Source organism: Pseudomonas sp. P179 (assembly GCF_000478485.2).
Taxonomy (GTDB): Bacteria; Pseudomonadota; Gammaproteobacteria; order Pseudomonadales; family Pseudomonadaceae; genus Pseudomonas; species Pseudomonas aeruginosa.
In genome coordinates, this window is the sequence record NZ_KI517354.1 from 3849589 (window position 1) to 3861416 (window position 11828).

5 protein-coding genes are annotated in these 11828 nt (G+C 65.9%); 2 read left to right on the forward strand and 3 right to left on the reverse strand.

All coding sequences use genetic code 11. From position 1 onward, the window contains the following. Nucleotides 1-59: 59 nt before the first annotated feature. The 3 genes from dipA to aceE form a co-directional block, all read right to left on the reverse strand. Nucleotides 60-2759: a phosphodiesterase DipA gene (dipA, locus tag HMPREF1224_RS30230; protein ID WP_003106476.1), complete on the reverse strand. Its 2700-nt coding sequence runs from the start codon at nucleotides 2757-2759 to the stop codon at nucleotides 60-62. 417 nt (nucleotides 2760-3176) lie between these two features. Next, nucleotides 3177-4820: a dihydrolipoyllysine-residue acetyltransferase gene (aceF, locus tag HMPREF1224_RS30235; protein ID WP_003125595.1), complete on the reverse strand. Its 1644-nt coding sequence runs from the start codon at nucleotides 4818-4820 to the stop codon at nucleotides 3177-3179. 144 nt (nucleotides 4821-4964) lie between these two features. Continuing rightward, entirely contained in the window at nucleotides 4965-7613 is a 2649-nt protein-coding gene (gene aceE, locus HMPREF1224_RS30240) for a pyruvate dehydrogenase (acetyl-transferring), homodimeric type (RefSeq protein ID WP_003114556.1), read from the reverse strand. 281 nt (nucleotides 7614-7894) lie between these two features. Between aceE and glnE the strand changes: the two genes are divergently transcribed. Continuing rightward, a complete protein-coding gene (glnE, locus tag HMPREF1224_RS30245; protein ID WP_003114555.1) occupies nucleotides 7895-10843 on the forward strand; it encodes a bifunctional [glutamate--ammonia ligase]-adenylyl-L-tyrosine phosphorylase/[glutamate--ammonia-ligase] adenylyltransferase in 2949 nt (982 codons plus the stop codon). A 55-nt stretch (nucleotides 10844-10898) separates the two neighbouring features. Beyond that, nucleotides 10899-11822 (forward strand): branched-chain-amino-acid transaminase, encoded by a 924-nt coding sequence (gene ilvE / locus HMPREF1224_RS30250; RefSeq protein ID WP_003095783.1) that lies wholly within the window; start codon nucleotides 10899-10901, stop codon nucleotides 11820-11822. Nucleotides 11823-11828: the final 6 nt, after the last annotated feature.

Genomic DNA, 11828 nt, shown 5'->3' on the forward strand with positions numbered 1-11828 from the left:
ACTCGCGGATGAGCACAGAGAGTACAGCCTTTCCGCGCCGGCGGGGGAGGCCTGGGCGATCAGTGCAGGGTGCGGCAGGGATAGCGCAGCAGACTGGTATTGAGCAGGTCGCTGGGGATCGGCCGGTCGAACAGGTAGCCCTGGCCGATGTCGCAGCGGTTGCGCCGGAGGAAGGCCAGTTGCTCGGCGCTCTCCACGCCTTCGGCGACTACCTTGAGCTTGAGGTTGTGGGCCATGGCGATCACCGCCGAGGTGATTTCCATGTCGTCCTGGCTGTCCGGGATGTCCTTGATGAAGCTGCGGTCGATCTTGATCACGTCGATGGGGAATTTCTTCAGGTAGCTCAGTGACGAGTAGCCGGTGCCGAAGTCGTCCATCGCCAGGGTCAGGCCGAGGCTCTTCAGGCGTTCGAGTTGCTGGCGGGTATCGTCGGTGGCGTCCAGCAGCAGGCTTTCGGTGAGCTCCAGTTCCAGCTGGCTGGCCGGGATGTTCTCTTCGTGGAGGATCGCCGCGATCGAGCCGACCAGGTCCGGGTCGGTGAACTGCTTGGGCGACAGGTTGATGGCGATCTGCAGCTCGCCCAGCCCGGCCTCGGCCAGCTCGCGGGCCTGGCGACAGGCTTCGCGGATCACCCACTTGCCGATCGGCACGATCAGCCCGGTTTCCTCGGCCACGCTGATGAAGCGGTCCGGGCGGATCATGCCTTTTTCCGGATGCTGCCAGCGCAGCAGGGCTTCCAGGCCGAGCAACTGGCCGCTGCGCAGGCACAGCTTGGGCTGGTAGTGCACCGCCAGTTCGTTCTGCGCCAGGGCGCGGCGCAGGTTGCTCTCGACGAACAGCTTGTAGCTGGCCTCGGCGGTCAGCGCCTCGGTGAACACCTGGACCTGGTGCTTGCCGTTGGCCTTGGCCTTGTGCAGCGCCAGGCCGGCGTACTTCATCAGGGTCTGCGGGTCGCAGCCGTGCTGCGGGGCGCTGGCCAGGCCGATGGAGCCGGTGATGTTGATCAACTGGTTGTCGACGAACAGCGGCTTGTCGAGCATGTGCAGGACCTGCGCGGCAATGCTTTCGCCCTTTTCCACCGCGGTGTCGTCGAGCAGCACGGCGAACTCGTTGCTGGCGAAGCGCGCCAGGGTGGCGCCGTCGCCGAGGCAACTGCGCAAGCGCCGGGCCAGGCTGACCAGCAGCTTGTCGCCGGTCTGGTGGCCGAGGCTGTCATTGATCCGCTTGAAGTTGTCGATGTCCACCAGCAGCAGGCTGAGCGGGCGGTCGCCGCTGCTTTCCAGGCGTTCCTCGAGGGCGCCGATGAAATAGTGCCGGTTGGCCAGGCCGGTGAGGTTGTCGCGGTAGGCGAGTTTCTCGATGTGCTGCTGGGCCAGCTTGTTCTGCGTGATGTCTTCGTAGATGCCGATGTAGTGGGTCAGCTCGCCGAGATCGTCGTAGACCTTCGACAGCGACAACTGGCCCCAGTAAGGCTCGTGGTTCTTGCGGCGGCTGCGGAACTCGCCCTGCCAGCTGTTCTGCTGAGTCAGCGCGGAACGCGCGTCGAACAGCAGCTCGCTGAGGTTCTCCAGCGCCGGTAGCTCGGACAGGCGTCGGTTACGCACTTCGTCGGCGCTGTACTGGGTGATCGAGGTGAAGCTCGGATTGACGTATTCCACCACGCCGTCGCGGTCGATCAGCAGGAAGGCGCTGGCGCTCTGTTCCACCGCGCGCTGGAACAGGTGCAGGGCGCTGGAGACATTGCGTCGCTCGTGGTTCATCAGGACCTGCGCGTACTGGTCGGCGAGTTCCCCGGCGAAGGCGATCTCGTCGCTCTGCCACATGCGGTTCTCGCCGGCGTGTTCCAGGCACAGCACGCCGACCACCTCGCCGCCGATGCGGATGGTGGCGTCGAGCAGGGCGTTGACGCCCAGCGGCTTCAGGTAGTCCTTGTAGAGTTCCTGGGTGCGTGGGTCGCGCTGGGCGTTGTGGGCGTCGATGGCGCGCCCGCTGTGTACCGCCTCGAGGTAGGCGGGGTAGCGGCTGGCGTCGATGCTCTGGGGCTTCTCGTACTGGTCGAGGTCGCGGCGGTAGACGGTCACCGCTTCCAGGCGCTGGTCGTCGAGCAGCCGCCAGATGCCGGCTCGCGCGGTGCCGTAGGCTTCGCAGGCGGCCTGGGTGATCAGTTGCGCAGCCTCCAGCAGCGGGTCGCTGGACAGGTAGCGATGGCGGGCCAGGCGGACGATCAGGTTCTGCTGGGTGCGCGAGCGCAGCAGGTGTTGCAGGTGGTCGTCCTGGGAGCGCTGGTAGAGGTCCAGGGACGCCTTCAGGCGCAGGTTCTGCGATTCCAGGTCGAGCAACTGTTCGCTGCGCTCGGCGCTCTCCGCTCGCTCCTCGACCATCAGGTAGCCGTGCAGCAACTGGCGGCCATGCTGCTGGAAGGCTTCGCCGAACTCCAGCATGGTCAGCACGCCGTTGGGTGTGTGCAGCTTGTAGCTCACCTGGTAGTGCGGGCGCTTCACCAGTTGCTGCTGGATCTGCTCGTGCAGGCGGTGGCGGGCCTCGGGTTCCATCAGGCTGGCGTAAGGCGCATCGAGCAGTGCGCAGAGGGTAGTCGCCGGCAGCCCGAGCTGGCGCTCGCAGGCAGGATCGAGGAACAGCAGTGCCCAGCTCGGCTCGTTCAGCCGCTCGAAACGCAGCAGCCCGAGCCGCGACGGCACGGGTAGCTGCGTGACAACCTCGGCCGCCGAACGGCTGGCGGCATCGGGATGACTTTTCATGCGAGGCTGATTCCAGGTACTGAGCGAGGGGGAGGCCTCGACCCGTTTCGATGGGGTGCAGGCAAAGGGTGCATTATGCCGATTGGTCTGACAAGTAACTCTGTATCGGCCCGGCAGGGCCCAAGTTAAGCGTATCCGGGAAAAAACCGCTGGACGGTCGGAGGTCTGCGGTGCCGCTGGAAAAGCCCTGTTTTTCGTAGGGTTGGCTTCGCCGGGAGGGTTGGCGTCGAGCGCCTGTCATCGTGCGCGCCGAACTCGCGCCTGCGGGTCCTGTGGCATTCGCTGGCGGTACGACGGGACGCAGTTTCGCCGAGCCGTCAGGCGGGCAAAAAAAGCCCCACCATCCGGTGGGGCCGAGAGACGAGCGTGGCATGCTCGCGAGAGGGGCTGGCCGCTCCGTGGGGAGCGGCGCAGGTATTACAGGAGCAGGGTGCGGATGTCCGCCAGCAGCTCGCCCAGGCGCTTGGTGAAGCGCGCCGCGGCGGCACCGTTGATCACGCGATGGTCGTAGGACAGCGACAGCGGCAGCATCAGGCGCGGCTGGAAGGCCTTGCCGTCCCATACCGGCTGCATGGTCGCCTTGGACACACCGAGGATCGCCACTTCCGGCGCGTTGACGATCGGCGTGAAGCCGGTGCCGCCGATGTGGCCGAGACTGGAGATGGTGAAGCAGGCGCCCTGCATGGCATCGGCCGAGAGCTTCTTGTTGCGGGCCTTGTCGGCCAGCTCGGCGGCCTCGGCGGCCAGTTGCAGGAGGCTCTTCCGGTCGACATCGCGGATCACCGGGACCAGCAGGCCGTCCGGAGTGTCCACGGCGAAGCCGATGTGTACGTACTTCTTGCGGATCAGCGCCTTGCCGCTGGGGGCCAGCGAACTGTTGAAGTCCGGCAGTTCCTTGAGCAGGTGGGCGCAGGCCTTGAGCAGGATCGGCAGTACGGTCAGCTTGACCCCGGCCTTCTCCGCCGCGGCCTTCTGGGCAACGCGGAAGGCTTCCATGTCGGTGATGTCCGACTGGTCGAACTGGGTCACGTGCGGCACGTTCAGCCAGCTGCGATGCAGGTTGGCGGCGCCGACCTGCATCAGGCGGGTCATCGCCACTTCTTCCACTTCGCCGAACTTGCTGAAGTCGACTTCCGGGATCGGCGGGATGCCGGCTCCGCCGGTGGCGCCGGCACCGCCGGACTTGGCGCGCTGCAGTTGCTCCTTGACGAAGACCTGGACGTCTTCCTTGAGGATGCGACCCTTGGGACCGCTGGCTTTCACTTCGCTCAGCTCGACGCCGAACTCGCGCGCCAGCATGCGCACCGCCGGGCCGGCATGGACCTTGGCGCCGTCGCGGCTGGGTGCGCCGACCGGAGCCGGGGTATCGGCCTTGGCTGGCGCAGGGGCCGCCGCGGCGGGCTTCTGCTCGGCGGCGGGCGCCGCGGCCTGGGCCGGAGCGGCTGCCGGTTGCTCTTCGGCTGCCGGAGCGGCGCCTTCCACCTTCAGCTTGAGGATCAGGTCGCCGGTGCCGACTTCGTCACCGACCTTGATCGAGACGCTTTCCACCACCCCGGAGGCCGGCGAGGGAATCTCCATGCTGGCCTTGTCGGATTCCAGGGTGATCAGCGACTGGTCGGCCTCGACCGTGTCGCCGGCCTTGACCATCACTTCGATGACGTTGGCCTTGCCGGCCGAGCCGATGTCCGGGACCTTGATGTCCTGGACGCTGGCCGCGGCGGGGGCGGCCGGCTTGCTCTCGCTCGGGGCGGGAGCAGGCGCTTCGGCTTTCGGCGCTTCCGGTTGGGCGGGCGCTGCCTCGGCCTTGGCTTCGGCAGGCTGTTCGCCGCCTTCCACTTCCAGCTCGAGGATTTCGTCACCTTCTTTCAAGGTGTCGCCGACCTTCGCCTTGATGCTTTTCACTACCCCGGCCTTGGGACTGGGGATTTCCATGCTGGCCTTGTCGGATTCCAGGGTCAGCAGGCTCTGATCGGCCTCGACCTTGTCGCCGGGCTTGACCAGCAGCTCGATGACTTCACCCTCACCGTTGCCGATGTCGGGTACGCGAATGAGTTCGCTCACATTCCTCTCCTTTTACGTGCCACCACCGCTGTGCGGCGCGCAAAACAAAGACTTTTGGTCCTTGGTTCGTTGTGAGCCGGCGCCGCCCGTTGGCGGCGCCGGCGTGCTCGAAACCCCTCGCTGCCGAGGGGAGTATGGAGCGAATTAGCAATCCAGCGGGTTGCGCTTCTCCGGATCGATACCGTACTTGGCGATGGCCTCGGCCACCACTTTCGGCTCGATATCGCCGCGATCGGCCAGCGCTTCGAGCGCGGCCAGCACCACCCAGTGACGATCCACTTCGAAGAAGTTGCGCAGCTTCTTGCGGCTGTCGCTGCGGCCGAAGCCGTCGGTGCCGAGCACCTTGTACTCCTTGGAGGGAACCCACTGGCGGATCTGCTCGGCGTAGAGCTTCATGTAGTCGGTGGAGGCGATCACCGGGCCGCGACGGCCGCCCAGGCACTCCTCGACGTAGCTCTGCTTCGGCTTCTGGCCCGGATGCAGGCGGTTCCAGCGCTCGACGGCAAGGCCGTCGCGACGCAGCTCGTTGAAGCTCGGCACGCTCCAGACGTCGGCGCCGATGCCGAAGTCGTTGCGCAGCAGCTTGGCCGCTTCCTCGACTTCGCGCAGGATGGTGCCGGAGCCCAGCAGTTGCACGTGGTGAGCGGCTTCCTTCTTGTCCTCCTCGAGGAGGTACATGCCCTTGATGATGCCTTCCTCTGCGCCCTTCGGCATGGCCGGCTGGACGTAGTTCTCGTTCATCACGGTGATGTAGTAGAAGATGTCCTGCTGCTCTTCGATCATCTGCCGCGAGCCTTCGCGGATGATCACCGCCAGTTCGTAGGCGTAGGTCGGATCGTAGGTGCGGCAGTTCGGGATGGTCGAGGCCAGCAGGTGGCTGTGGCCGTCCTCGTGCTGCAGGCCTTCGCCGTTCAGCGTGGTGCGACCGGCGGTGCCGCCGATCAGGAAGCCGTGCGCGCGGCTGTCGCCGGCGGCCCAGGCCAGGTCGCCGATGCGCTGGAAGCCGAACATCGAATAGAAGATGTAGAACGGCAGCATCGGCTGGTTGTGGGTGCTGTAGGAGGTACCGGCGGCAATCCAGCTGGACATGGCGCCGGCCTCGTTGATGCCTTCCTCGAGGATCTGGCCCTTCTTGTCCTCGCGGTAGAACATCACCTGGTCCTTGTCCACCGGCTCGTAGAGCTGGCCGACCGAGGAGTAGATGCCGAGCTGGCGGAACATGCCTTCCATGCCGAAGGTACGGGCCTCGTCCGGGACGATCGGGACGATGCGCGGGCCGAGTTCCTTGTCCTTGACCAGCTGCGAGATGATCCGCACGAAGGCCATGGTGGTGGAGATCTCGCGATCGCCGGAGCCGTCGAGCATGGCCTTCAGGGTTTCCAGCGGCGGAACCGGCACGCTCATGCTCTTCTGCCGGCGCACCGGCATGAAGCCGCCCAGCGCGGCGCGGCGCTCGGCCAGGTACTTGGCCTCGGCGCTGCCTTCTTCAGGCTTGTAGAACGGCAGCTTCTCCAGGTCGGCGTCCTTGACCGGGATGTCGAACTTGTCGCGGAACGCGCGCAGGCTGTCGACGTCGACCTTCTTCACGTTGTGCGCGATGTTCTTCGCTTCGCCGCTGCCGGTGCCGTAGCCCTTGATGGTCTTGGCCAGGATGACGGTCGGCTGGCCCTTGTGGTTGACCGCCTGGTGGTAGGCCGCATAGACCTTGTAGGGGTCGTGGCCGCCGCGGTTGAGCTTCCAGATTTCCTCGTCGGAAAGGTCCTTGACCATTTCCAGCAGTTCCGGACGCGCGCCGAAGAAGTGCTCGCGCACGTAGGCGCCGTCTTTCGCCTTGTAGTTCTGGTATTCGCCGTCGATGACCTCGTCCATGCGCTGCTGCAGCAGGCCGGCGGTGTCCTTGGCGAACAGCGGGTCCCAGAAGCGACCCCAGATGACCTTGTTGACGTTCCACTCGGCGCCGCGGAACACGCCTTCCAGTTCCTGGATGATCTTGGCGTTGCCGCGGACCGGGCCGTCGAGGCGCTGCAGGTTGCAGTTGATGACGAAGATCAGGTTGTCGAGTTTCTCGCGGCCGGCCAGGGAGATCGCGCCGAGGGATTCCGGCTCGTCGCACTCGCCGTCGCCCATGAAGCACCAGACCTTCTGCTTGCCGGCGGGGATGAAGCCGCGGCTTTCCAGGTACTTCATGAAGCGTGCCTGGTAGATCGCCTGGATCGGGCCAAGGCCCATGGATACGGTGGGGAACTGCCAGAAGTCTGGCATCAGCCAGGGGTGCGGATAGGAGGACAGGCCGTTGCCGTCCACTTCCTGGCGGAAGTTCTCCAGTTGTTCCTCGCTGATGCGGCCTTCGAGGAAGGCCCGGGCGTAGACGCCGGGGGACGCGTGGCCCTGGAAGAACACCAGGTCGCCGCCGTGTTCGTCGGTGGGAGCCTGGAAGAAATAGTTGAAGCCGATGTCGTAGAGGGTCGCCGAGGAGGCGAAGGTGGAGATGTGGCCGCCCAGGTCCGGGTCGTGCTTGTTCGCCCGCATCACCATCGCCAGGGCGTTCCAGCGCACCAGGGAGCGGATCCGGCGTTCCATGAACAGGTCGCCGGGCATGCGTGCTTCGTGGGTTACCGGAATGGTGTTGCGATAGGGCGTGGTGATCGCGTAGGGCAGTTGGGTGCCGCTACGGCTGGCCAGCTCGCCCATGCGGGTCATCAGGTAATGAGCGCGGTCTTCACCTTCGCGGTCGAGTACGGACTCCAGGGCGTCCAGCCATTCCTGGGTTTCGACGGGATCGAGGTCTTGCATGGCTTGCTCCAGGGCGGAAAGGCTTCCAGAATCGGATGCCATAGGTGAGCGGCCGGCCTCGTGGGCGACCGCAGCTAATTCTTGGATGTTCTCCGGGGGTGTACCCGGCGACTTGTAGTTTTACTACAGATCAGTCTGAGAAACAGCCCTCTGGATACAATTTTTAGTAGTAAAACTACATTTCGATTGTCGCTGTCAGGCTATAAGGCCCGATGTAGAGCCTTTTCGACGTTGTGCGTCGAGCCTGTGGTCTTCGGTCGGAAGCCCAAACAGGATAGACCATGAGCCTGCCTTCGCTGGCGAATCTGCCGGCCACCCTGCTGCCCGCCGCCGAACGCGCCGGGACTGCCCTCCGCTCCGCTGTCGCCGCCCTCGATGCCGCCGCCCTGGCCCGCCTGGAGGCCTGGCCCGAGGAGCGCCTGGAGGATTTCCGACGGGTCGCCGCGGCCAGCGATTTCGTCGCCGAGCAGGCAGTGCGCGACTCGGCGATGCTGCTGGAACTGGCCGAACGCGGCGAGCTGGAGAACCCCCACGCGCCCGGCGAACTGCGCAGTCAGTTGCAGGCGCGGCTGGAGGATTGCGCCGACGAGGACGAACTCGGTCGGCGCCTGCGACGTTTCCGCACACGCCAGCAACTGCGCATCATCTGGCGCGACCTGACCCGCCGCGCCGCGCTGGCGGAAACCTGTCGCGACCTGTCGGCCCTGGCCGACGCCTGCATCGACCTGGCTTGCGAGTGGCTCCATCGGCGCCAGTGCGAGCAGTTCGGCACGCCGATCGGCCGGCGCTCCGGCGAACCGCAGCGGATGGTGGTCCTCGGCATGGGCAAGCTGGGCGCGGTGGAACTCAACCTGTCGTCGGACATCGACCTGATCTTCGGTTACCCGGAGGGCGGCGAGACCGAGGGGGCGAAGCGTTCGCTGGACAACCAGGAGTTCTTCACCCGCTTGGGGCAGAAGCTGATCAAGGCGCTGGATGCGATCACCGTCGACGGCTTCGTCTTCCGCGTCGACATGCGCCTGCGTCCCTACGGCTCCAGCGGACCGCTGGTCTACAGCTTCGCCGCGCTGGAGCAGTACTACCAGGACCAGGGGCGCGACTGGGAGCGCTACGCGATGATCAAGGCGCGGGTGGTCGGCGGCGACCAGCAGGCAGGCGAGCAACTGCTCGGCATGCTGCGGCCGTTCGTCTATCGGCGCTACCTGGACTTTTCCGCCATCGAGGCGCTGCGCACCATGAAGCAGCTGATCCAGCAGGAGGTCCGGCGCAAGGGGATGTCGGAAAACATCAAGCTGGGCGAAGGCGGTATCCGCGAGGTGGAGTTCATCGCCCAGGCCTTCCAGTTGATCCATGGCGGGCGCGACCTGAGCTTGCAGCAACGGCCGCTGCTGAAGGTGCTGGCGACCCTGGAGGGGCAGGGCTACCTGCCGCCGGCGGTGGTCGAGGAGCTGCGCGGCGGCTACGAGTTCCTGCGCTACGCCGAGCATGCCATCCAGGCGCTGGCCGACCGGCAGACGCAAATGCTGCCCAGCGACGAATACGACCGCATCCGCGTGGCCTTCATCATGGGCTTCGCCAGTTGGGCCGCATTCCACGAGCGCCTGAGCCACTGGCGGGCGCGCATCGACTGGCACTTCCGCCAGGTGATCGCCGACCCGGACGAGGACGAAAGCGGCGAGGCGGCCTGCGGCAGCGTCGGCGCCGAGTGGATCCCGCTGTGGGAGGAGGCGCTGGACGAGGAGTCGGCCAGCCGGCAACTGGCCGACGCCGGCTTCGTCGATGCCGAGGCGGCCTGGAAGCGTCTCAGCGATCTGCGCCACGGCCCCCAGGTACGAGCGATGCAGCGTCTCGGCCGGGAGCGCCTGGATGCCTTCGTTCCGCGCCTGCTGGCGATGACCGTGGAAAACCCCCAGCCGGACCTGGTGCTGGAGCGGGTCCTGCCGCTGGTGGAAGCGGTGGCGCGGCGTTCCGCCTACCTGGTGTTGCTGACCGAGAACCCCGGCGCGCTGGAGCGCCTGCTGACCCTCTGCGCGGCCAGCCCGATGGTTGCCGAGCAGATCGCGCGGTTCCCGATTCTGCTCGACGAGCTGCTCAACGAGGGGCGCCTGTTCCGTCCTCCACAGGCCGCCGAGCTGGCCGCCGAGCTGCGCGAACGGCTGATGCGGATTCCCGAGGACGACCTCGAGCAGCAGATGGAGACCCTTCGTCACTTCAAGCTGGCCCACGGGCTGCGGGTGGCGGCCTCGGAGATCGCCGGCACGCTGCCGTTGATGAAGGTCAGCGACTACCTGACCTGGCTGGCCGAGGCGATCCTCGTCGAGGTCCTCGAACTGGCCTGGCGGCAGTTGGTGCAGCGTCACGGCCGGCCGTTGCGCGCCGACGGCACGCCGTGCGATCCGGACTTCGTCATCGTCGGCTACGGCAAGGTCGGCGGGCTGGAGTTCGGCCATGGCTCGGACCTCGACCTGGTGTTCATCCATGACGGCGACCCCCAGTGCGAGACCGATGGCGGCAAATCCATCGATGGCGCGCAGTTCTTTACCCGCCTGGGGCAGAAGATCATCCATTTCCTCACCGCGCAGACGCCATCCGGCACCCTCTACGAGGTCGACATGCGCCTGCGTCCGAGCGGCGCGGCCGGCCTGCTGGTGAGTTCGCTGGGCGCCTTCCAGCGCTACCAGGAGCAGGAGGCCTGGACCTGGGAGCACCAGGCGTTGGTCCGCGCCCGGGTGCTGGCCGGTTGCCGGCGGGTGCAGGCGAGCTTCGAGGCGGTACGTGCCGAGGTGCTGGCGAGGCCGCGCGATCTCGACGCGTTGCGCACCGAAGTCAGCGAAATGCGCGCCAAGATGCGCGACAACCTGGGAACCCGCGCGACCGCCGCCGGTACCGCCTCGAATGCCTTCGAGGCCACGGCAGCCTTCGATCTCAAGCACGATGCCGGTGGTATCGTCGATATCGAATTTATGGTGCAATATGCGGTTCTAGCTTGGTCCGGAGAACACCCGGCGCTGCTCGAATTCACCGATAACATCCGCATTCTGGAAGGACTGGAACGGGCTGGCCTGATCGCCAGCGAGGACGTCCGTCTCCTGCAGGAGGCCTACAAGGCCTATCGCGCAGCCGCACACCGCCTGGCACTACAGAAGGAGGCCGGGGTCGTGAGCGGCGAGCACTTCCAGACGGAGCGGCGAGAAGTGATCAGGATCTGGCGCGAGCTGCGGCTCGGCTGATCCACTCAGGCACGTAACGCAAGTACGTAACGAATATCTGAAGGAGCTGGCAACTATGTCGATGGCCGATCGTGATGGCGTGATCTGGTATGACGGTGAACTGGTGCAGTGGCGCGACGCGACCACGCACGTGCTGACCCATACCCTGCACTATGGAATGGGCGTGTTCGAGGGCGTGCGCGCCTACGACACCCCGCAGGGCACGGCGATCTTCCGCCTGCAGGCGCATACCGACCGGCTGTTCGACTCCGCGCACATCATGAACATGCAGATCCCGTACAGCCGCGACGAGATCAACGAGGCGACCCGCGCCGCCGTGCGCGAGAACAACCTGGAAAGCGCCTATATCCGCCCGATGGTGTTCTACGGAAGCGAAGGCATGGGCCTGCGCGCCAGCGGCCTGAAGGTCCATGTGATCATCGCCGCCTGGAGCTGGGGCGCCTACATGGGCGAGGAAGCCCTGCAGCAAGGCATCAAGGTGCGCACCAGTTCCTTCACCCGCCACCACGTCAACATCTCGATGACCCGCGCCAAGTCCAACGGCGCCTACATCAACTCGATGCTGGCCCTCCAGGAAGCGATCTCCGGCGGCGCCGACGAGGCCATGATGCTCGATCCGGAAGGCTACGTGGCCGAAGGCTCCGGCGAGAACATCTTCATCATCAAGGATGGCGTGATCTACACCCCGGAAGTCACCGCCTGCCTGAACGGCATCACTCGTAACACTATCCTGACCCTGGCCGCCGAACACGGTTTTAAACTGGTCGAGAAGCGCATCACCCGCGACGAGGTGTACATCGCCGACGAGGCCTTCTTCACTGGCACTGCCGCGGAAGTCACGCCGATCCGCGAAGTGGACGGTCGCAAGATCGGCGCCGGCCGCCGTGGCCCGGTCACCGAAAAGCTGCAGAAAGCCTATTTCGACCTGGTCAGCGGCAAGACCGAGGCCCACGCCGAGTGGCGTACCCTGGTCAAGTAAGCACCG

Bases quoted from the DNA above. Each gene is read 5' to 3' on its own strand.
- dipA (WP_003106476.1), bottom strand. From the start codon at position 2,759: ATGAAAAGTCATCCCGATGCCGCCAGCCGTTCGGCGGCCGAGGTTGTC.
- aceE (WP_003114556.1), bottom strand. From the start codon at position 7,613: ATGCAAGACCTCGATCCCGTCGAAACCCAGGAATGGCTGGACGCCCTG.
- glnE (WP_003114555.1), top strand. From the start codon at position 7,895: ATGAGCCTGCCTTCGCTGGCGAATCTGCCGGCCACCCTGCTGCCCGCC.
- ilvE (WP_003095783.1), top strand. From the start codon at position 10,899: ATGTCGATGGCCGATCGTGATGGCGTGATCTGGTATGACGGTGAACTG.